Raw genomic sequence first — 19,746 nt, 5'->3', positions numbered from 1 at the left:
GGCCCTGCAACATCGCGGCGGTGCTGCCGCGCATGGCCGCCGCCGATCCGGCGCGCATCGCCATGCGCTGCCCGGGCCGGCGCGACGTGCGCGGCTTCGCGCGCTACGACGTGGTGCTGACCTACGGCGATCTCGACCGCCGCTCCGACGCCATCGCCGCGGGCCTGGCGCGCTGCGGCCTGCGCCGCGGCATGCGCACCGTGGTGATGGTGCGGCCGGGACCCGAGTTCTTCCTGCTGATGTTCGCCCTGTTCAAGGCGGGCATCGTGCCGGTGCTGGTCGATCCCGGCATCGACAAGCGCGCGCTGAAGCAGTGCCTCGACGAGGCCGAGGCGCACGCCTTCATCGGCATTCCGCTCGCGCAGGTGGCGCGGGTCGTGCTGCGCTGGGCGCGCAGCGCGACGCTGACGGTCACCGTCGGCGCGCGGCTGCCCTGGGGCGGGCCGACCCTGGAGCAGGTGGAGCGCGCCGGCACCGGCGCGCCGCCGCAACTGGTGGCGACCGAGCCCGACGAGGTCGCCGCGATCCTGTTCACCTCGGGCTCCACCGGCGTGCCCAAGGGCGTCGTCTACCGCCACCGGCACTTCGTCGCCCAGATCGACATGCTGCGCGAGGCCTTCGGCATGCAGCCGGGCGGCGTGGACCTGCCGACCTTCCCGCCGTTCGCCCTGTTCGATCCGGCCCTGGGACTCACCAGCGTCATTCCCGACATGGACCCGACGCGGCCCGCCCAGGCCGATCCGCGGCGGCTGCTCGACGCGATCGCGCGCTTCGGCGCGGACCAGCTCTTCGGCTCGCCCGCCCTGATCAAGGTGCTCGCGGCCCACGGCCAGCCGCTGCCGACGATCCGGCGGGTGACCTCCGCCGGCGCGCCGGTGCCGCCCGACACGGTGGCCGCCATGCGCGCGCTGCTGCCGCCGGACGCGCAGCTGTGGACGCCCTACGGCGCGACCGAGTGCCTCCCGGTGGCGGTGATCGAGAGCCGCGAGCTGGCCGGCACACGCGCGATGACCGAGAACGGATTCGGCACCTGCATCGGGCATCCGGTCGCCGGCAACGTCGTGCGACTGATCCCCGTGGAGGATGCGGCCATCCTCGACTGGTCGGACACCCGCGAGGTGCCCGACGGCGAGATCGGCGAGATCACCGTGGCCGGCCCGGTCGCCACCGACACCTACTTCAACCGCCCCGAGGCGACGCGACTCGGCAAGATCCCCGAACTGCTGCCCGACGGCAGCACGCGCATCGTGCACCGCATGGGCGATCTGGCCTGGCGCGACGAGGAGGGCCGGCTGTGGTTCTGCGGGCGCAAGTCGCACCGCGTGGAGACTCCGGCCGGACCGCTCTACACCGAGCAGGTCGAGCCGGTGTTCAACCAGCACCCCGAGGTGCGGCGCACCGCCCTGGTCGGCGTGGGGCCGCGCGGCGCGCAGACCCCGGTGCTGTGCGTGGAGCTCGAACGCGGCGTGGACGGCGTCCGCCACTGGCGGCGCATCGAGGAGGAGCTGCTCCGGCTCGGCGGGCGGCATGCCGGGACCGCGTCGGTGCAGCGTTTCCTGCGCCATCCCCGATTCCCGGTGGACATCCGCCACAACGCCAAGATCGGGCGCGAGTCGCTCGCCGCCTGGGCGGCCAAGCGGGCCTGAATCCGTGGCTGTGTCGCCTGCGCACTATCGTCTCGACGATCTGCGCATCGATGTGGCTGCGCAGCGCGTGGTCCGGGATGGCGGCCAGGTGCTGGATGTGTCCGGACTCAGCTTCCGCCTGCTGCACTACCTGCTGGCGCAGGGCACGCGGGTGGTCGGCTTCGATGAGCTGATCGAGCAGGTCTGGGCGCCGGCGCTTGTCGGCGAGGACACCGTCACCCAGCGCGTGCGCCTGCTGCGTCAGGCGCTCGGCGACGACGGGCGTCGACCGCGCTATCTACGGTCCGTGCGCGGCAAGGGCTACCAGCTTTGCAGTGCCCCGCGGCCGGTCGATGCGCGCGCCCCCGACCGAGTGCGCTTTGCCGCGCTCGCTGCGCTGCCGCTGTTGGCCGTACTGGCGGCGGGCGTCTGGTGGGCATGGCCCCGGGAGGGAGCGTCGGATGCTTCGCCGCTGCTGCAGCGCCCCGACTACTATGCCGGCATCGGCCAGCGCGACGACAACGAGCGCGCGCTCGTGCTGTACCGGCAGCGGCTGCAGGAAGCGCCCGACGACGTACGGGCCATGCTTGGCCTGGCTCGGGTTCACGCCGCACGGTTGTGCCTGTACGGCGGCAGCATCGGCGATGCCGACCAGGCGCAGGCCTTCGCCGAGACGGTTGTCGCGCGGCAACCTCGCCTGGCCGCCGCGCACGCAGCGCTCGCGTACGCGCACGACTGCCGTGGCGAGGTGGCCACGGCGCTGGCCGGCTACGAGCGCGCGGTGGCACTGGATGCGGCCGCCGATGCCAGCCGCGCCTCGGCCGCGTACCTGTACGCGCGCCAAGGGCGGCTGGCCGAAGCGCTGACGGCCAACCTGGCCGTGCGGCGCCCCGAAGACGTGCGCTTCCTGGAGCTGCAGATCGCCTCGAACCTCGACCTGCTTGGCTACGTGGCCGCGGCGGAGGCGCGCTACAGGCGCAGTTTCCAGCTCTATCCGGACAACGTGTTCTCCAATCTCGCCTTGCCGACCTTTCTGTACCGGCATGGGCGCGTTGCCGAGGCGCAGGCAGCGCTGGACGAGGCGCTCGCGCGCGGCACCGATCACGCGGGGCTTCATCTGCTGAACGCTGAGCTGGCGTTGGGGCGAGGCGACGTGGTGGAGGCGCGCAGCGCTGTGCAGCACGCGCGTGCGCTCAAGCCGCATGCCAGCCTGCCGGCGACGCTGGCCTGGATCGTGGGGGCAGAGCCCCCACCGCCGATCCCGTTGGTGCGCGAACGCGCCGCCGCGCTGCGTGCGGGACTGGAGGACGGAGATCCGCTGGACGGGCTCGATGCGGCGCTGCTCGCTCTGCTTGCCGGCGACCGCGGTGCTGCGGTCGATGCGCTGGCTGCCGCGGTGGCGGCCGGGCATCGCGATGCGGGCTACCTGCTGGTGTCGCCGCTGTTCGCGGACCTGCACGGGGATCCCGGTTTCGCCCGGGTACTTGCACGGATCGATGCAGCCGTCGCGACGGACCGCGAACGCCTCCGCGTCGCCGGTCGCCTGCCGGCCGATGCGATCGCGATCACGGCAACGCGCTGAGAACGTAGTCCGAGAGCAACGCCCGGGTCTGTTCGTGCATGCCACGCTGGTTGTAGTGCGTGCGGGTCACGACGACGACCAGCTTTTCCTCCGGCACCAGGAAGACGGCGTTGCCGCCATTGCCCGACATGGCCCAGGCGTGCAGCCGCCGCGTGCCGGCGACGAGCGGGAAGCGCCACAGCTGGTAGCCGTAGTCGGCATCGAACGGAGTCTGCGCCCGGACCTGCGTCATCGCCCGTGTCCAGTCGCCGGACAGCACGCGGCGGCCCTGCCACTGCCCGTCGTCGACGATCAGCTGGCCCAGCCTGGCAAGGTCGCGGCTGCGATACTCGGTGCCGCCGCCACCCATGCCCGTGCCCTCGGACGCGCGCTTCCAGAGCGCATCCCGGATCCCCAGCGGCCGTTCCAGGACTTCTCTCGCGAATCGGGCCAGCGACATGCCGCTCACCCGTTCGAGGATGGCACCCAGCATGAAGCTGTTGGCCGTGCAGTAGGCGAAGGCGCGCCCGTGCGGACTGTCGGCCGGACGCGTCTGCCAGGGCGCATAGCCGCGCTCGGGCAGATCGAGCGCGAAGCCGACCCAGTCGGCGCTGAGGTACATGCGCTCCTCGTGGCCCGCCGAGTACGTGTTGTTGTCGTCGCACTCCCATTGCGCGCTCATCGTCAGCAGGTCCTCGACGGTGATCGCGTCCTTGAACGCACCTGGATGTGCGGGTCGGCGGTCGGGGAAGAACGCGAGAACCGGCGCCTCGACGCCATCGATCAGCCCGCGCTCGATCGCCGCACCGACCAGCAGCGCGGTCACGCTCTTGGTGAGCGAGCGGGTGTCGTGCGGCGTCGTGGGGTCCGCGCCATTGAAGTAGGCCTCGTGGACCAGCGCTCCGCGGTGGACGATCAGCACGCTGGTGGTGTTCGGTGCGGCTCCGCCGTCGATCGCCGCATCCAGCGCCGCGAGCCTGTCGGTGTCCCAGCCGAGGCGGGCGGGATCGGCGACGGGCCAGCCGTCGTCGAGCGGCGGGGGTGTCGCCATCGTGGCAGGCGCGGCGAACGCGAGGGTGGCGAGCAGGGCAAGGTGCGCGAGGCTGGGCATCGGGGACTACTCCGGACGGGGAGCGACCAGCCCACCAGAGCGCCGGATGAAGTGCCCGGAAGAGGCAATGAAGATTTCTGAAGTTCCCGAACATCAATATGTTGCGACGGGGCGTCCGGTCCGCTTTTCGCGTGGGGGATGTGGCTCCGCGTCGCCAGCCCGGCGTGTGCCGGCTATCGTGTGTGCTCCCGAGGATGTGGAGGTGGTATGCGGATACTCGTGACCGGCGGCGGCGGCTTTCTCGGCCAGGCGCTGTGCCGCGGCCTGGCGGAGCGCGGCCACACGGTGGTGAGCTTCAACCGCGGGCACTATCCCGCGCTCGATGCCCTGGGCGTGGTCCAGGTGCAGGGCGATCTCGCCGACGCGGACGCGGTCCGGGCCGCGGCGGCGGGCTGCGAGGCGGTCTTCCACAACGCCGCGAAGGCCGGCGCCTGGGGCAGCTACGCCAGCTACCACCGGCCGAACGTGCTCGGCACCGACAACGTGATCGCGGCCTGCCGCGCGCACGGCATCGGGCGGCTGGTGTACACCTCCTCGCCCAGCGTCACCCATCGCGCCACGCATCCCGTGGAGGGCGGCACGGCGGAGACCGTGCCCTACGGCGAGGGCCTCAAGGCCCCCTACGCCGCCACCAAGCGCATCGCCGAGGAGCGCGTGCTGGCCGCCAACGACGCCGGCCTCGCCACCGTCGCGCTGCGTCCGCGCCTGATCTGGGGGCCCGGCGACAACCAGCTGCTGCCGCGCCTGGTCGAGCGCGCCCGCGCCGGCCGGCTGCGCTTCGTCGGCGGCGGGCACAACCGCATCGACACCACCTACATCGACAACGCGGCGCAGGCGCACTTCGACGCGTTCGAGCGCCTGGCGCCCGGCGCCGCCTGCGCGGGACGCGCCTACTTCATCTCCAACGGCGAGCCGCGCAGCGTGCGCGACATCGTCAACGCGCTGCTCGCCGCGGCGGGCGCGCCCACGGTCGAGGCGAGCGTGCCCTTCGGGGTCGCCTACGCCGCCGGCGCGGTGATGGAGGGCGCGTGGGCGCTGCTGCCGCTCAAGGGCGAACCGCCGATGACGCGCTTCCTCGCCGAACAGCTGGCGACCACGCACTGGTACGACATGGCGCCGGCCACCCGCGACTTCGGCTACGTGCCGCGGGTGTCCATCGAGGAGGGGCTGCGCCGGCTCGCGGCGGCCTGGGCGCGCTGAGGAGGTCCCGCGGCGGCGCGTCGCCGCAGGCGCCCGGGACCTCCTTCACCCGGGCAGACGCACCGACAGGCCCTAGAATGCGGGCATGACCCGATCCCGCCCCGGTTTCACCCTGCCGTTCGCCTGGAAGCCGCTCGCCGGCCGCGCGCTGGAACGCGCGCTCGACCGCCTGGTCGACCTCGACCCGGACACGCGTGCCGCGCTGCCCGCGCTCGATGGCCGCCGGGTGACCCTGCGCCTGGAGTCGCCGGACATCGCCCTCGCGATCACCGTGCGCGGCGACCGCCTGGTCGTCGGGCCCGTGCGCGACAGCGATGCGGAGCCGGATCTGGCCGTGCGCACCACCCTCGCCGCGCTGCTGTCGCGGTTGGCGCCGACGGGCGGGGGGACGGCGGACGCCCGCCATCGCGTCCGCATCGCCGGCGACGCCGAACTCGCGCGGCGCCTGCAGCGGCTGGCCGCGAACTTCGATCCGGACTGGGCGCGTCCGTTCGCGCAGGTGTTCGGCGAGGTGCTGGGCCACCAGATCGCGCGCGCCGTGCAGGGGGCCCTGCGGCACGGCCTCGCCACCGCGAGGACGCTCGCGCGCGACGGCGCCGAGTTCGTGGTGGAGGAGTCGCGCGACGTGGTCGGGCGTGCGGAGCTCGCGGCCTTCAACGACGACGTCGACGCGCTGCGCGACCGCAGCGAGCGGCTGGCCGCGCGCGTGGCGCGCCTGGCGCGCGCCGGAGGCGGCGCATGAGGCGCCTGCAGCCGTGGCTGCGCGTGCTGCGCATCCTCCGCGTCCTGGTCCGCTACCGGCTCGATGCCCTGCTCGAAGGCACGCCGCTGGACCGCGGGTTCGCCCTGCTGCGCCCGTTCGTGCCGCGCGCTTCGGCGGAGGTGCAGGCGCTCTCGCGCGGGGCGCGCCTGCGCATGGCGCTGCAGGAACTGGGGCCGATCTTCGTCAAGTTCGGGCAGATCCTCTCGACCCGGCGCGACATCGTGCCGCCCGACCTCGCCGACGAGCTCGCCCTGCTGCAGGACCGGGTGGCGCCGTTTCCGGGGGAGGCGGCGCAGGCGCTGGTCGAGCGCGCGCTCGGTGCGCCCGTCGCGACCTTGTACGCCGAGTTCGACGTGCAGCCGCTGGCCTCGGCCTCGATCGCCCAGGTGCATGCCGCGCGGCTGCACGGCGTCGACGGCCAGCCCGGGCGCGAGGTGGTGGTCAAGGTGGTGCGGCCGACCATCGCACGCCAGATCGCGGGCGACATCGCCCTGCTGCGCGGCCTGGCGACGATCGCGGACCGCCACCACCCGAACGCGGACAAGATCCGCCCGCTGGAGGTGGTCGCCGAGATCGAGACCACGCTCGCGGCCGAGCTCGATCTGCAGCGCGAGGGCGCGAACGCCAGCGTGCTGCGCCGCAAGTGGCTGGGCTCGGACGACCTCTACGTGCCCGAGGTGTTCTGGACCCACACCGCCGAGACCGTGCTGACCCTGGAGCGGGTGCGCGGCATCCCCTCGGACGACATCGCCGCGCTGGACGCGGCGGGCATCGACCGCAGGGTGCTCGCCGCCAAGGGCGTGCGCGTGTTCTACACCCAGGTGTTCCGCGACAACTTCTTCCATGCCGATGCGCACGCCGGGAACATCTGGGTCGATGCCGATCCCGCGCGGCGCGCGGACCCGCGCTTCATCGCGCTCGACTTCGGGATCATGGGCCAGCTCTCGCCCGAGGATCAGTACTACCTCGCCGAGAACTTCTCCGCGATCTTCCGGCAGGACTACCGCCGCATCGCGGAGCTGCACGTCGAGGCGGGCTGGATGCCGGGGCACATCCGCATCGACGAGCTGGAAGCCGCGACCCGCGCGGTGTGCGAGCCCTACTTCACCCGGCCGCTGTCGGAGATCTCGCTGGGCGAGGTGCTGATGAAGCTCTTCCGCACCGCGCGCCGCTACGAACTCACCATCCAGCCCCAGCTCATCCTGCTGCAGAAGACCCTGCTCAACATCGAGGGGGTGGGGCGCCTGCTCGACCCGAAGCTCGACATCTGGGCCGAGGCCGAGCCGGTGCTCGCGCGCATCCTGCGCGAGCGCTACAGCCCGCGCCAGCTGCTGAAGGACCTGCGCCGGCGCATGCCGGAGCTGGTCACGCGCGGGCCGGAGATCCCGCACCTGCTCAACCAGTGGCTCACCCAGCAGGTCGAGGGGCGCCACGAGCTGCGCATGCGCTCGGTGGACCTGCAGCGGATCGCCAGCATGGCCGAGGTAGCCCAGCGCCACGTGGTCTACTCGATCGTGGGCGCGGGCCTGCTCATCACCGGCGCGGTGCTGCTCGGTTTCGAGGCCGGCGGGCCGCGCTGGTTCGGCGTGCCGCTGGTGAGCTGGCTGTGCGCGGGCGGCGCCTTCGCCGCCTTCTTCGCGGCCTGGCCGCGGCGGCGCTGATGCGGCAGGTCGCCGAGCCGGACGCGCCCTGGGCGCTGCCGGTGCTCCACGAGGACGCGGTCCTGGCCGTGGTCGACAAGCCGGCCGGCCTGATGGCCCATGCCAGTCCCATGGCGCGCGGCGAGAGCGACTTCGCGCTCGACCGCCTGCGCCGCCAGTTCGGGCGCGACGTGGTGCTCGCGCACCGGCTCGACCGGGCCACCAGCGGCTGCCTGCTGGTCGGCTTCGACCGCGCGGTCGCGGCCGAGCTGGGCCGCGCCTTCATGTCGCGCACCGTCGACAAGACCTATCTCGCGGTCTGCCGCGGCTGGCCGGAGGCGCGCTTCACCGTGGACCACCCGCTCGACGGCGGCCCCGGCAAGCCGGAAAAGAAGCCGGCCCTCACCCGCTTCGTGCGGCTGGCGACGGCGGAACTGCCGGTACCTTCGGGCGGCTTCGAGACCAGCCGCTTCGCCCTGCTGGCCTGCATGCCGGAGACCGGCCGCTGGCGGCAGATCCGCCGCCACCTCAAGCACGCCATGCACCACCTCGTCGGCGACAGCAGCCATGGCGACGGCCGCCGCAATCGCATCGCGCGCATGGAGCTGGGCGTGCACCGCATGCTGCTGCACGCCTGGACGCTGGGCTTCGTCCATCCGTCGAGCGGCGAGCGGGTCGAGGTGGTCGCACCGCCCGACGCCGAGTGGATGCGCCTGTTCGCGCGCCTCGGCTGGGCGCCGCCGCTGCCGCCGCAGGTCACCGCGTTCACGGGAGGTGCCTAGAATGCACGGCCACGTCCCGGCAGGACCCTGCACGCCCACCATGCTCGTCGTCGCCGACCGCCTGCGCATCCCCGACGAGGAACTGGTCGAGCGCTTCGTGCGCGCGAGCGGTCCGGGGGGCCAGAACGTCAACAAGGTCGCGACCGCGGTGGAGCTTCGCTTCGACGTCGCGGGGTCGGCGGCGCTGCCCGAGGCGGTGCGTGCGCGCCTGCTGGCCCGCCGCGACCGCCGCCTGACCGATGCGGGCGTGTTCGTGGTCAGCGCGCAGCGCTTCCGCACGCAGGAGCGCAACCGCGAGGACGCCCGCGCGCGCCTGGCGGCATTCATCGAGACCGGACTGCACGTGCCCAAGGTGCGCGTCGCCACCCGGCCGACGCGCGGCGCGAAGGAGCGCCGCCTCGCCGAGAAGAAGGGCCGCGCCCAGGTGAAGCGCGGCAGGACCGCAAGCTGGAGCAGTGAAGGATGAAGGTCGAGCCGCACATGATCCCGGTGCCGCCGCAGGTGCCGCAGAGCCGGTCGCGTTTCTGGCGCTGGGTCGGCGTGCGCGGGCTGGCGCTGATGGGCTGGCGCTTCGAGGGCGAGATTCCCGACATCCCGAAGGCGGTCGTGATCGTCGCGCCGCATTCCTCGAACTGGGACGGGCTGATCGGCTTCTTCGGCAAGCTGGCGCTGGGGCTGCGCATCACCTTCGTCGCCAAGCGGGAACTGTTCTTCTGGCCGGTGGGCGGCCTGCTCCGGCGCATGGGCTTCCTGCCGGTGGACCGGCGCGCGGCGGGCTCGCTGGTGCACCAGGTCGCCTCCCGGCTGCGCGCGGCCGACAGCATGTGGTTCGGCCTGACGCCGGAGGGCACGCGCAGCCGCGTGGAGAAGTGGAAGTCCGGCTTCTGGCACATCGCGCACGCCTCCGGCGTGCCCATCGTCTGCGCCTACTTCCACTATCCCGCGCGCACCATGGGCTTCGGGCCCGTGGTGCACACCAGCGACGATCCGGCGGCGGACATGGCGCGCATCCGCGCCTTCTACGTGCCCTGGATGGGCAAGCGCCGCGGCACGGTCTAGGGGCGGGCGGCGCCGTCGGGGCGTTCTCGCGGCCGGGTGCCCGCCGGAACGGCTTCGGCCGCGACCGCCCGCGGCACGGGGCGCTGCGTCCCCGGCTGACGCCTCTCCTGCGGAGGCCGCTCAGCGCTCCGAATCGCCGGGTTCGTCGTAGGCGCGGGTGAACAGTCCCGGCTTGACGATGTCGAGGAAGGCTCGCGCCGCCGGGCTCAGGTAGCGGCCCTTGCGCATCGCAACACCGTAGCTGCGCGCGGGGAAGTGCTCGCCCAGCGGGCGCACCGCGAGCCGTGCGGCGTCGGCCTCGCCGATGCAGATGGCGCTGACGATGCTGATGCCCTGGCCCATCGCCACGTACTGCTTGATGACCTCCCAGCCGCCGCCCACCTCCATGCCGACGGTGTAGGGCACGCGCGCGCGCCGGAACACGTCCTCCACCAGGCGCGGCGTGGTCAGGTGCTGGTGCGGGAGGATCAGGGGATGGGGCGAGAAGTCCTCGAGCCGGAGACGCGGGCGCTCCGCCAGCGGATGACCGAGCGGCGCGATGAGCACCGCCTCGTAGCTGTGCACCGGGGCGTAGGCGATGTCGCCGGGCACGTCGGGCACCGCGCCGACCGCGATGTCCACGGCGTCCTCGCGCAGCATCGCCAGCGCCTCGGGGCCGGTGACGGTGTGCAGGCGCAGCGCCACGTCCGGGCGGGCGGCGCGGAAGGCGGCCACCAGCGGCGGCATCAGGTAGAGCAGGGTGGAGTTGCCGCAGGCGATGTCCAGGCTGCCCGCGCTCATGTCGCGCAGCCGCGAGCGGAAGGTCTCCTCCAGTCCGTCGAGCCCGTCCACCAGGGGCCGCGCCAGCTCGTACAGGAGCTGGCCCTCGGCGGTGAGGTTCAGGCGCCGGCCGCTGCGCGCGAACAGCGGGACCCGGTAGCGCCGCTCCAGCGCCCGCAGCTGCAGGCTCACCGCCGGTTGGCTCAGGAAGAGCGCGTCCGCCGCCCGGCTCACGGAGCCCAGACGCGCCACCTGACAGAACGCACGCAGCGGTTTCAGGCGGTCGGACTTGTAGTAGTGGCGTGAATCGTTCATCCGGCGCGGCGCCAAGCCGATGATGGAAAAGGACTATAAGCCCTGCTGATGAAATCCATTCATACATTTGCTTTGTAAGCGCGTGGCGCCGGCGCGAGGCTCGCTGCGTTGCCATTCCAAAGAGGAGAGCACCATGACCCTGCAGACCGCCGAGCAGCTGGAGAAGGCCTGGAACGAGGACCCGCGCTGGGCCGGGATCCGCCGCAACTACACCGCCGCCGACGTCGTCCGCCTGCGCGGGACGGTGCACGTCGAGCACTCGCTGGCCCGCCTCGGCGCCGAGAAGCTCTGGAAGCACCTGCACACCGAGGACTTCGTCAACGCGCTCGGCGCCCTGACCGGCAACCAGGCGATGCAGCAGGTCAAGGCGGGGCTCAAGGCGATCTACCTGTCGGGCTGGCAGGTGGCGGCCGACGCGAACCTGGCCGGGCAGATGTACCCGGACCAGTCGCTGTACCCGGCCGATTCGGTGCCGGCCGTGGTCAGGCGCATCAACAACACCCTGCTGCGCGCCGACCAGCTGCAGCACGCCGAGGGCAAGGACGAGGTGGACTTCCTGCAGCCCATCGTCGCCGACGCCGAGGCCGGTTTCGGCGGCGTGCTCAACGCGTTCGAGCTGATGAAGGCGATGATCGAGGCCGGCGCCGCCGGCGTGCACTTCGAGGACCAGCTCGCCTCGGTGAAGAAGTGCGGCCACATGGGCGGCAAGGTGCTGGTGCCGACCCGCGAGGCCGTGGAGAAGCTCAATGCCGCGCGCCTCGCCGCGGACGTCATGGGCGTGCCGACCCTGCTGATCGCCCGCACCGACGCCGAGGCCGCCGACCTGCTCACGTCCGACATCGACGAGAACGACAGGCCCTTCTGCACCGGCGAGCGCACGGTGGAGGGCTTCTACAAGACCCGCAAAGGCCTGGACCAGGCCATCAGCCGCGGCCTCGCCTACGCGCCCTACGCCGACCTGGTGTGGTGCGAGACGGGCAAGCCGGACCTGGAGTTCGCGCGGAAGTTCGCCGAGGCCATCCACGCGAAGTTCCCCGGCAAGATGCTGGCCTACAACTGCTCGCCCAGCTTCAACTGGAAGAAGAACCTCGATGACGCCACCATCGCCAGGTTCCAGCGCGAGATCGCGAGCTACGGCTACCGGTTCCAGTTCATCACCCTGGCCGGCTTCCACGCGCTCAACTACTCCATGTTCCACCTCGCCCACGGCTACGCCCGCGAGCAGATGAAGGCCTTCGTCGAGCTGCAGGAAGCGGAGTTCGCCGCCGCCGAACGCGGCTTCACCGCGGTCAAGCACCAGCGCGAGGTCGGCACCGGCTACTTCGACGCCGTCACCCAGACGATCCAGCAGGGCCAGTCCTCGACGACCGCCCTGACCGGTTCCACCGAGGAGGAACAGTTCCATTCCAGCGCGGCCTGAGCCCCTCGCCCGCGGGCGGTGGCGTCCGGAGACGGAAGGTCGGGCGCTGCCGCCGGTTCGTCGTACACTCCGCGCACCTACGCCCGGGGGCAGTGCGCGGTGTCCGAGGACGCATCCATCGTCGATACGGCCGAACAGGCGGCGCGGCTGGCGCGTCCGCGGGTGCTGGAGCACGACGAGCGCGCGCTGTTCGGGGGCGCCGGGACGGAAGTCGCCTTCCTCGCGGGGGACGTGGTGTTCCGCCGCGGCGAGCACGGGCGCAGCATGTTCATCGTGGCCGCGGGCGAGGTCCGGCTCTGCTTCGGCGACGACTTCGCGGACAAGCTCCTGGAGCCGGGGCAGTACTTCGGCGAACTCGCCGTCTTCCTCGGCGACCACTACCGCACCGCGACCGTCATCGCCGAGACCGACTGCCGCCTGCGCGAGATCGACGCGGCCGCCTTCGACGCCCTGCTGGCCCGCGAGCCGGTGCGCGTCGCGCAGTTCATGCGCGCCAGCTTCTCCTACCTCGTCGCCGGCGAGAACCAGCTCCTGCACGGCCTGCGCCGCCGCAACGAGGACCTGATGCGCGCCCTCGACGCGCTCCGCCAGACCCGCAGCGAGCTGACCCTCGCGCAGCAGATGGTGCGCAGCGACGAGCTGACCGGGTTGGCCAACCGGCGCGGCCTGTACGCCTTCCTCGACGAGATCGCGGACCAGCAGCTGCCCGACCTGCGGCGCGCCCTGCTGCTGATCGACATCGACAACTTCAAGGCGATCAACGATCGCCGCGGCCACCTGGCGGGCGACAGCGCGCTGCGCGCCGTGGCCGAGGCGGTGCGCGCCCAGGCCGGTCCCTTCGACCTGCCGTGCCGCCTGGGCGGCGACGAGTTCGCGCTGGTGCTGGCGGTCGCCGACGAGGGCGATCTCGCCAACCGGGCGATCGGCCTGTGCGCCGCGGTACGCAACCTGCGCCTGCCGGCGCTGGGCGACATGCGGCTGACGGTGAGCGTCGGCGCGGTGTTCTGCCGGAACGACACCGGCTGGTCGGGCTGGTACAGCGAGGCCGACGCGGTGCTGCTGCGGGCGAAGGGCATGCGCGCCCCGGGCGGCGGCTGGCGCCTGGGCTGACGCGGGACGCGGGTGCGGTGCCTGCGCCGGGCGACGGCGCGAACGGAACCAGGATGGGCAGGGGGCGATGGACACGGGCTCGGTCATCGAGGAACGGCCTCCGGAGGCGGACGCGCCGAGCGCGCGGCTGTGCGTGGTCCTGGTCTGCGACCTCGTCGATTCCACGGCGCTGATCGAGCGCCTCGGCGACCTGCGCGGCGCGGCGCTGCTGCGTCGGCACGACCAGCTGGCGCGCGACCTCCTGGACCGGCACGGCGGCCAGGTCATCGACAAGAGCGACGGCTACCTCGCCCTGTTCGAGCGCCCGGTGCAGGCGGTGGCCTTCGCGCTGGACTACCAGCGCGCCCTGCACGAGTTCCAGACCGGCACCGAGCTGCCCCTGCGCGCGCGGGTCGGCATCCATGTCGGCGACATGGTGGTCTGGAGCAACCGCGCGGACGTGGTCGCCGCCGGCGGCAAGCCGGTGGAGGTGGAGGGGCTGGCCAAGCCCGTCGCGGCACGTCTGATGACGCTCGCGCTCCCCGGGCAGATCCTGCTGTCGGGCATGGCCTTCAACCTCGCGCAGCGCGCGGCCGCGGAACTGGAGACCGCGGTGACCTGGCGCACCCACGGCCGCTACCGCTTCAAGGGCACGCGCATGCCGATGCTGGTGCACGAGGTCGGGGAACCCGGGCTGGCGCCCCTGCGGGTGCCTCCCTCGCAGGACAAGGCGCGGCGCGAGGTGCCGCTCTGGCGCCGGCCGGCGACCTTCGCGCTGGAGGCCGTGGCCGCCGCGGTCCTGTTGACGGTGCTGTTCGTGACCCTCCACAGCACGCCCGCGATCGCCTTCCGCGAACGCGACTGGGTGGTGCTCGCCGACGTCCAGAACCTGACCGGCGACCCGCGTTTCGAGGACGCCCTGCAGACCGCCTTGCGCGTCAGTCTGGAGCAGTCGAACTACGTCAACGTCCTGCCCGACCTGCGCGTGCGCGACGCGTTGCAGCGGATGCAGCGTCCGCCCGACACCGCGCTCGACCGCAGCGTCGCCGCGGAGATCGCGCAGCGCGAGGGGGCCAGGGCGGTGGTGTTGCCGGTGGTGGCGGAAGTGGGCGGGCGGCTCGAGATGAGTCTGCAGGTCGTGCATCCGCAGACGGGCGCGGTGGTGCACACCGAAGTGCGCAGGGGCGATGGCGCGGATGCGCTCGTTGCCGCGCTCGGAGGCAGCGCCGATGCGCTTCGTGCCTATCTGGGCGAGCCGGGGGCCGCAGCCGAGCGCCTCATGCGCCTGGAGCAGATCACGACCGGCAACCTGGAAGCCTTGCGCGCGTACTCCCTCGCGCAGAAGGCCGCCGGGCGGGGTCTGGTCGAGGAGGCGGATGTGCACTTCCGTCAGGCCTTGACGCTGGATCCGGACTTCGCGATGGCGAAGATCGGGCTGGCGCGCCTGCTGCAGCTTCGTGGCGAAGTCGGGCAGGCGGCCGAGTGGTACGCGGACGCACTGCGTCACGAAGGCCGCCTGTCGCAGCGCGAGCGGCTGTACGCGGAGGCCCACGTTGGCACAATCCGGCACGAGGCGGGCTTCGCCGAGCGGTGGAAGGGGCTGGCAGAGCTCTATCCGGACTTCGAGGCGGCGGCGCTCAATGCGGCGCTGTACGCCCATGTGCAGGGGCGCTATGAAGACGTCCGCGAGTTCGGCCGCCGGACAGCAGCCCTCGGGCAGCGTGGCGTGGCCTTCGGGCTCTATCTGGAAGGACTTGCCACGGCGATCCTGGAGGGGCCGGAGGCGGCCGCAGAGCCATTCCAGCGCGCGGCGGCTCATGGGCTGCGGGGCTTCGAGCATTATCCCGCCGCGCTACAGGCGCTTCTCGGCGAGCACGAGGCAGCGGTCGCGCTGCTCGAGAAGAGCGCACCGGCGGGCGAGTACAAGGAGGCGGAGCATCTCTCGACCCTGTATGCCGTGCAGCTCAGCGCCGGCGCCGCCGATGAGGCACGTGCACTGCGCGAGCGCGTCGCGATGCTGCTTTCAGCCTCGGCCCACGCCTCCACGGAGACCGCACGGCGTACCGCCATGCTGCTGCTGATGACCCTGCACGCTACGGAGCGTCAGCGCGGCTCGACGCCTTCGGATGAGCCCGCGTGGCGCAGAATGCAGCAGCTTGCGCGTGTGATGGGCGCAGAGACCTACGAAGGCACGACGCATCGCGTCTACGCGGCCTATGCCGCGGCGAGCGTGGGGGAGCACGGCCTGGCGGCCGAGCTGATGGGGGAGGCAGAGCCCGGGATCGTCGACGCCCTGGCGTTCCTCAGGGATCTGCGCGCGGTCGTCGAGGCGTCGGCGGCGCGTGCCCGCGGTGATCTGGTCGCGGCGTCCGAGGCTCTCGCGTCGACGAGGACGCGGAGCACGCCGGTGCTTCGCGCGGAGCGCGCCGAACTGCTGCGGGCAGAAGGCGACGCCGCGGCGGCGTCCGCCGAGCTTGCTGCCCTGGCTCGCGATCCCGCCCGTGCCTGGTACGACTGGGGCGGCGAAGGCGTGTTCAGGGTCGAGAACGTGCTTCTTTGGCAGAACGCCGCGCACGGCGATGCCATCCCGTCGGGAGATGGCACCGGCCCGGAGCCTTCGACGTCGCCCGTGCTGGACGAGGAAGCTCAGCTGCCCGTCGGCACGCGCGAGGTCAGCATTTGAAGGGCAGGAACGACATCGTCACCGTCATGTCCTGAGCCATGGCATCGAGATTGGCGAGGATGTCGGCCTTCGACGGAAGCTCGACGCCGCCCGTGCGGGCCTGACGGGTGCCCGGATCGACCTGGATCCCGAGGCTGTCGAGGACAGCATAGGGGTCGGCCGCGAAGCGGTCGCGGAAGGCATCATCGGTAGCCAGCTTCTCGAGGAGTTCGCGGGCGGCGTCGGTCTTCATGCGGTCGGTTCCTGCAGTGGTTGTGAGGGCGGGTTCGGAGCCGGCGACCACGCGACCGCCGGTAGATGCAGCCAGGACGCATCCGCATGCGGAACGCCGATGCCGTTGATGCCGAGTGCGAACGCGCGCGTGGGCATGAGCTCCAGCGCACGGGCGATGTTCCCGTCGTTGATCGCTGCGGTGTAGAACGCCCCGAGCCCCGACTGGGCGGCCAGCAGATGGAGCGTCTGGCTCAGGTGTCCCGAATCCAGCAGCAGGACCTTGTAGGCCTTCGCGTGGCGCCGGTACTTCCAGAAGGTGCGCTCGGCCCGCGCGACATGCACCACGAGCGCGTGCGCATCGGCGAAGTAGTGCTGGCCGCTGGTGAAGCTGATGGCGAGTGCAGTCGCCTCCTCGTCCGACAGGCGGCGCAGGAGCGCGAGGCGGTGAGTGTCACCCTCGTAGTGGTAGAGACCGGGCGCCAGCCCCGCGACCCGCAGTGCGAGCACGTATGGCTCGATGGGGTGGAGGCTGCCGCCGGACGGACTGCTCTTGCGCACGCCGACGACGCCCGGGAGAAACTCGGCAACGCCAAGGACGCCGAAGGTGCCGTAGAGGATCTGCGCCAACGCATCGAGGCGCAGCGTCGCGGCGCGGTCGAAGTGCCGTGTCGTCGCGCGCCGTGCGAGGAGCGGCGCGAGTGCCCCTTCGAGAGCGGCATCGGGCAGCCTCACCCGCTCGGCGGTTTCGTCCACCGCACGGAAGAAGTGCTCGGGCGGGATCCCGTTGCGGCGGACCATGTCCTCGAACTGCTGCAGACGGTCGGCCGGCGTCTCGGCGTCGCCACCTTCCCCCTCCGCATCGGTCCACTCGCTCAGTGCATGGAAGACCGCCGCCTGCGGATGCCAGCCGACCCGGCGCAGGCTTTCCTCCCCCTCGCGCAGCGCCTGCGCGCCCGGCGTCCCGGCGTCGCTCAGCAGGCCGCCACGGTCGGCGAGCGCGCGGATCGCGGCGGCATCCAGCGGGCCGCGTTCGGCGAGCGCATCGACCTCCACCCAGGCGCGCGCGTCGAGCCCGGCGACGAGGGCGAGTTCGTCCCGGGACAGCGGAATGCGCCGGCCGGTCACGGCGCAGAGGAGATGGCAGTGCACCTCCGCGTCCAGCCGGACCTCGCCGCGCAGCAGCGCGCCGACGTCCGGCGTCAGCCGGTCGGCCACTTCGATCTGGCAGGGTTCCCGCCTGCGTACGCGCATGCAGGGCCCCCTACCCGGCGTTGCGACGCGCGAAGACTACGCGAGTTTCCGCACGCCGCGATGACCGCGCGGCCGGGACGGCGCTCCGCCCCGGCCCCGACTACCTGCGGATGCTCTGCCGGTGCGCCCGCAGCGCGTCCTCCAGCCCCGGCACGCCGTCGGCGCCGGCCGGTACGCTGATGCTCGAGCCGGAGAAGTCGTCGCCGATGGGCTGGGCGCGGCCGCCCAGGCATTCGGCGAGGAAGCCTTCCGTCACCGCGTTGAAGGCCTTGCTGTTCTCGGGCCGCGCGAAACCGTGGCCCTCGTCCGGGAACAGCACGTAGGTGACCGGGATCTCCTTGCTCTGCATCGCCTGCACGATCTGGTCGCTCTCGGCCTGCTTCACGCGTGGATCGTTGGCGCCCTGGCCGATCAGGAGCGGGCGCCTGATGCGGTCGACGTGGGTGAGCGGCGAGCGCTCGGTCAGCAGCGCGCGGCCTTCCTCGGTCCGCGGATCGCCCACGCGTCGCGCGAGCTGCTCGAAGAAGCTCGCCCAGTACGGCGGCACCGTCGCCAGCAGCGTGTTGAGGTTCGACGGGCCGACGATGTCCACGCCGCAGCGGAAGACGTCGGGCGTGAAGGCGAGGCCGGCGAGCGTCGCGTAGCCGCCGTAGCTGCCGCCCATGATCGCCACCCGGTCGCGCTCGGTCACGCCGTTGTCGACCGCCCACTGCACCGCGTCGATGAGGTCGTCGTGCATCTTCCGGCCCCACTCCCGGTCGCCGGCGGCGATGAAGTCCTTGCCGAAGCCCGCGGAGCCGCGGAAGTTGACCGACAGCACCGCGTAGCCGCGGTTGGCCAGCCACTGGTCGTAGCTGCTGTAGCCGTATTCGTCGCGCGCCCAGGGCCCGCCGTGCACCAGCAGCACCATGGGGACGGGGCGGTCGGCGCGGCCGTCGCGGTCGAGGTCGGCGCCCGGCGGCAGGGTCAGATAGCTCACCAGGGTGAGGCCGTCGCGCGCACGGATCTCCTTCGGCCACATCGGGACCAGCGGCTTGCCGTCGAGGGCGGGTCGGGCGGAGAACAGCCGGGTGAGTTCGCCGCTGGGGCGGTCGTAGCGGTAGTAGACCAGCGGCGCCTCGGCCGCCGAATAGGCGACGATCCAGGTGCGGTCGTCGAGGGTCCGGGTGTTGATCGAGGCCTCGCCCGGGCCCAGCGCCTCCAGGCGCTCCAGGTCGGCGGCGATGGCCGGGTCGAGCACCTTCCATTCCTCGCGCAGGTAGTTGACCGACGCGGCCTGCACGCGCCCGGTCCGCGGGTCGGTCAGGGCCTGCCCGATGTCCGCGCGCGGGTCCTCGGCGACCAGGGTGCGCCGGCCGCTGCCCATGTCGATGGCGAACAGCGCGGAGGTGTTGCGCTCGCGCGAATCGACGAGATACAGGGTGCCGCCGTCGGTGGTGAAGCGGGTCGGCTGGGTGGTCAGCGCGTCCTCGAAGGGGATGGTGTCGCTGCGCGACCATCCGCCGCGTCCGTCCGGCACGAGGATGTCGTTGCCGCCGTCCGGACGCGCCTTGATCGCCAGGCGCACGGCGTACTCCGCATCGGCGAGGTAGCTGGCGAACTCCATGGTGTTGCGCTCGACCAGGGTGCGCGCGCCGCTGGCCAGGTCCACGCGGTAGAGGTCGTGCCAGCGCGGGTCGCGGTCGTTCATGCCGACCAGGATCTCGTCCGGCCGGAGGTGGCTGACCCCCACGACCTGCGCGGTGGTGTTCTCGTAGGGCGTCAGGTCGCGCGCCTGTCCGCTGGCGATGTCGACCGCGTAGAGATGGAAGTCCTCGTCGCCGCCGGTGTCGCGCAGGTAGAGCAGCACGTCCGGGCGGTAGGTCCAGAAGTAGTTGCGGATGCCGCGGGCGTCGTCGCGGGTGACGGGCCGCGCACGCGCGGGATCGTCCGCCGGCGCCACCCACACGTTCATGACGCCGTCGAGCGGCGCGATCCAGCTCAGCGTCCTGCCGTCCGGACTGAGCTGCACGCCCGCGCGCTCCGGATTGCCGAACAGCGCGTCGCGCGGGATGAGCTCCACGTCGCCGTGGCCGGGAGCGACCTCGTGCGCGTGGGCGGCGGGCAGGGCGAGCAGGAATGCCGCGCAGAGCGGCGCGAGACGGAGACGCAGGCGCATGGGTGGAGCCTCCAGGTGTGGGTTGGGCGCGGGTCCGCGTTCCTTGCGGCGGCGGTCGCAGGATCCTTATGCCGCAAGGACCGGCATGCCGCCCAGTCCCGGCGCCATGCCCGGTGC

General features: G+C 72.4%; 16 protein-coding genes. 11 read left to right on the top strand and 5 right to left on the bottom strand.

The window, feature by feature from the left end; all coding sequences use genetic code 11:
• Nucleotides 1-32: 32 nt before the first annotated feature.
• Together oleC and ACFO3Q_RS04455 are read left to right on the top strand one after the other, a co-directional pair.
• On the top strand, nucleotides 33-1,646 hold the full coding sequence (oleC, locus tag ACFO3Q_RS04460) for an olefin beta-lactone synthetase (RefSeq protein WP_377003481.1): 1,614 nt from the start codon (nucleotides 33-35) through the stop codon (nucleotides 1,644-1,646).
• 10 nt (nucleotides 1,647-1,656) lie between these two features.
• A complete protein-coding gene (locus ACFO3Q_RS04455) occupies nucleotides 1,657-3,207 on the top strand; it encodes a winged helix-turn-helix domain-containing protein (protein ID WP_377003433.1) in 1,551 nt (516 codons plus the stop codon).
• Here ACFO3Q_RS04455 and ACFO3Q_RS04450 read toward each other — a convergent pair.
• Nucleotides 3,191-4,297, bottom strand: coding sequence for a serine hydrolase domain-containing protein (locus ACFO3Q_RS04450; RefSeq protein WP_377003432.1), 1,107 nt, complete (start codon nucleotides 4,295-4,297; stop codon nucleotides 3,191-3,193). The genes ACFO3Q_RS04455 and ACFO3Q_RS04450 overlap by 17 nt on opposite strands.
• A 207-nt stretch (nucleotides 4,298-4,504) precedes the next feature.
• Between ACFO3Q_RS04450 and oleD the strand changes: the two genes are divergently transcribed.
• The 6 genes from oleD (at nucleotide 4,505) to ACFO3Q_RS04420 (ending at nucleotide 9,741) form a co-directional block, all read left to right on the top strand.
• Nucleotides 4,505-5,497 (top strand): 2-alkyl-3-oxoalkanoate reductase, encoded by a 993-nt coding sequence (gene oleD / locus ACFO3Q_RS04445; RefSeq protein ID WP_377003431.1) that lies wholly within the window; start codon nucleotides 4,505-4,507, stop codon nucleotides 5,495-5,497.
• Between the two features lie 85 nt (nucleotides 5,498-5,582).
• A complete protein-coding gene (locus ACFO3Q_RS04440) occupies nucleotides 5,583-6,239 on the top strand; it encodes a ubiquinone biosynthesis accessory factor UbiJ (protein WP_377003430.1) in 657 nt (218 codons plus the stop codon).
• Nucleotides 6,240-6,244: 5 nt separating this feature from the next.
• Nucleotides 6,245-7,921 (top strand): ubiquinone biosynthesis regulatory protein kinase UbiB, encoded by a 1,677-nt coding sequence (ubiB, locus tag ACFO3Q_RS04435; RefSeq protein ID WP_377003480.1) that lies wholly within the window; start codon nucleotides 6,245-6,247, stop codon nucleotides 7,919-7,921.
• Nucleotides 7,921-8,682, top strand: coding sequence for a pseudouridine synthase (locus tag ACFO3Q_RS04430; RefSeq protein WP_377003429.1), 762 nt, complete (start codon nucleotides 7,921-7,923; stop codon nucleotides 8,680-8,682). Before ubiB ends, ACFO3Q_RS04430 begins: the two co-directional genes overlap by 1 nt.
• Nucleotides 8,683-8,722: 40 nt before the next feature.
• Complete coding sequence (gene arfB, locus ACFO3Q_RS04425) at nucleotides 8,723-9,148, top strand: alternative ribosome rescue aminoacyl-tRNA hydrolase ArfB (RefSeq protein WP_377003479.1); 426 nt, start codon at nucleotides 8,723-8,725, stop codon at nucleotides 9,146-9,148.
• Nucleotides 9,145-9,741, top strand: a complete 597-nt coding sequence (locus tag ACFO3Q_RS04420; protein WP_377003428.1) for a lysophospholipid acyltransferase family protein — start codon at nucleotides 9,145-9,147, stop codon at nucleotides 9,739-9,741. The genes arfB and ACFO3Q_RS04420 overlap by 4 nt, the downstream gene beginning before the upstream one ends.
• Before the next feature lie 120 nt (nucleotides 9,742-9,861).
• Here the strand turns inward: ACFO3Q_RS04420 and ACFO3Q_RS04415 are convergent, their stop codons facing one another.
• Nucleotides 9,862-10,815 (bottom strand): LysR family transcriptional regulator, encoded by a 954-nt coding sequence (locus ACFO3Q_RS04415; RefSeq protein WP_377003427.1) that lies wholly within the window; start codon nucleotides 10,813-10,815, stop codon nucleotides 9,862-9,864.
• Between the two features lie 133 nt (nucleotides 10,816-10,948).
• On the opposite strand from ACFO3Q_RS04415, the gene aceA reads away from it, so the two are divergent.
• The 3 genes from aceA to ACFO3Q_RS04400 all read left to right on the top strand — a co-directional run bounded on the left by aceA (nucleotide 10,949) and on the right by ACFO3Q_RS04400 (nucleotide 16,007).
• The gene (gene aceA / locus ACFO3Q_RS04410; RefSeq protein ID WP_377003426.1) at nucleotides 10,949-12,235 is read left to right on the top strand and encodes an isocitrate lyase; all 1,287 of its coding nucleotides are present in this window, start codon (nucleotides 10,949-10,951) and stop codon (nucleotides 12,233-12,235) included.
• Between the two features lie 99 nt (nucleotides 12,236-12,334).
• A complete protein-coding gene (locus ACFO3Q_RS04405; protein ID WP_377003425.1) occupies nucleotides 12,335-13,345 on the top strand; it encodes a GGDEF domain-containing protein in 1,011 nt (336 codons plus the stop codon).
• 67 nt (nucleotides 13,346-13,412) lie between these two features.
• Nucleotides 13,413-16,007: a putative peptide modification system cyclase gene (locus ACFO3Q_RS04400; protein ID WP_377003424.1), complete on the top strand. Its 2,595-nt coding sequence runs from the start codon at nucleotides 13,413-13,415 to the stop codon at nucleotides 16,005-16,007.
• Here the strand turns inward: ACFO3Q_RS04400 and ACFO3Q_RS04395 are convergent.
• The 3 genes from ACFO3Q_RS04395 to ACFO3Q_RS04385 all read right to left on the bottom strand — a co-directional run bounded on the left by ACFO3Q_RS04395 (nucleotide 15,997) and on the right by ACFO3Q_RS04385 (nucleotide 19,629).
• Nucleotides 15,997-16,239: an NHLP-related RiPP peptide gene (locus ACFO3Q_RS04395; protein WP_377003423.1), complete on the bottom strand. Its 243-nt coding sequence runs from the start codon at nucleotides 16,237-16,239 to the stop codon at nucleotides 15,997-15,999. The two genes, ACFO3Q_RS04400 and ACFO3Q_RS04395, sit on opposite strands and share 11 nt — an antisense overlap.
• Nucleotides 16,236-17,471, bottom strand: a complete 1,236-nt coding sequence (locus ACFO3Q_RS04390) for a putative peptide maturation dehydrogenase (protein ID WP_377003422.1) — start codon at nucleotides 17,469-17,471, stop codon at nucleotides 16,236-16,238. The genes ACFO3Q_RS04395 and ACFO3Q_RS04390 overlap by 4 nt, the downstream gene beginning before the upstream one ends.
• 100 nt (nucleotides 17,472-17,571) lie before the next feature.
• Nucleotides 17,572-19,629, bottom strand: a complete 2,058-nt coding sequence (locus ACFO3Q_RS04385; protein WP_377003421.1) for a S9 family peptidase — start codon at nucleotides 19,627-19,629, stop codon at nucleotides 17,572-17,574.
• Nucleotides 19,630-19,746: the final 117 nt, after the last annotated feature.

Source organism: Coralloluteibacterium thermophilum, from assembly GCF_042654365.1.
Lineage (GTDB): Bacteria > Pseudomonadota > Gammaproteobacteria > Xanthomonadales > Xanthomonadaceae > Coralloluteibacterium > Coralloluteibacterium thermophilum.
The sequence above is the reverse complement of the archived record's forward strand: the minus strand, read 5'-3'. Positions and strand labels throughout refer to the sequence as shown.

What these genes read in the sequence shown, in the direction of transcription:
- oleC (WP_377003481.1), top strand. Translation starts at nt 33, where the DNA reads ATGGCCGCCGCCGATCCGGCGCGCATCGCCATGCGCTGCCCGGGCCGG.
- ACFO3Q_RS04450 (WP_377003432.1), bottom strand. Translation starts at nt 4,297, where the DNA reads ATGCCCAGCCTCGCGCACCTTGCCCTGCTCGCCACCCTCGCGTTCGCC.
- oleD (WP_377003431.1), top strand. Translation starts at nt 4,505, where the DNA reads ATGCGGATACTCGTGACCGGCGGCGGCGGCTTTCTCGGCCAGGCGCTG.
- ACFO3Q_RS04440 (WP_377003430.1), top strand. Translation starts at nt 5,583, where the DNA reads ATGACCCGATCCCGCCCCGGTTTCACCCTGCCGTTCGCCTGGAAGCCG.
- ACFO3Q_RS04430 (WP_377003429.1), top strand. Translation starts at nt 7,921, where the DNA reads ATGCGGCAGGTCGCCGAGCCGGACGCGCCCTGGGCGCTGCCGGTGCTC.
- arfB (WP_377003479.1), top strand. Translation starts at nt 8,723, where the DNA reads ATGCTCGTCGTCGCCGACCGCCTGCGCATCCCCGACGAGGAACTGGTC.
- ACFO3Q_RS04420 (WP_377003428.1), top strand. Translation starts at nt 9,145, where the DNA reads ATGAAGGTCGAGCCGCACATGATCCCGGTGCCGCCGCAGGTGCCGCAG.
- ACFO3Q_RS04415 (WP_377003427.1), bottom strand. Translation starts at nt 10,815, where the DNA reads ATGAACGATTCACGCCACTACTACAAGTCCGACCGCCTGAAACCGCTG.
- aceA (WP_377003426.1), top strand. Translation starts at nt 10,949, where the DNA reads ATGACCCTGCAGACCGCCGAGCAGCTGGAGAAGGCCTGGAACGAGGAC.
- ACFO3Q_RS04400 (WP_377003424.1), top strand. Translation starts at nt 13,413, where the DNA reads ATGGACACGGGCTCGGTCATCGAGGAACGGCCTCCGGAGGCGGACGCG.
- ACFO3Q_RS04395 (WP_377003423.1), bottom strand. Translation starts at nt 16,239, where the DNA reads ATGAAGACCGACGCCGCCCGCGAACTCCTCGAGAAGCTGGCTACCGAT.
- ACFO3Q_RS04390 (WP_377003422.1), bottom strand. Translation starts at nt 17,471, where the DNA reads ATGCGCGTACGCAGGCGGGAACCCTGCCAGATCGAAGTGGCCGACCGG.
- ACFO3Q_RS04385 (WP_377003421.1), bottom strand. Translation starts at nt 19,629, where the DNA reads ATGCGCCTGCGTCTCCGTCTCGCGCCGCTCTGCGCGGCATTCCTGCTC.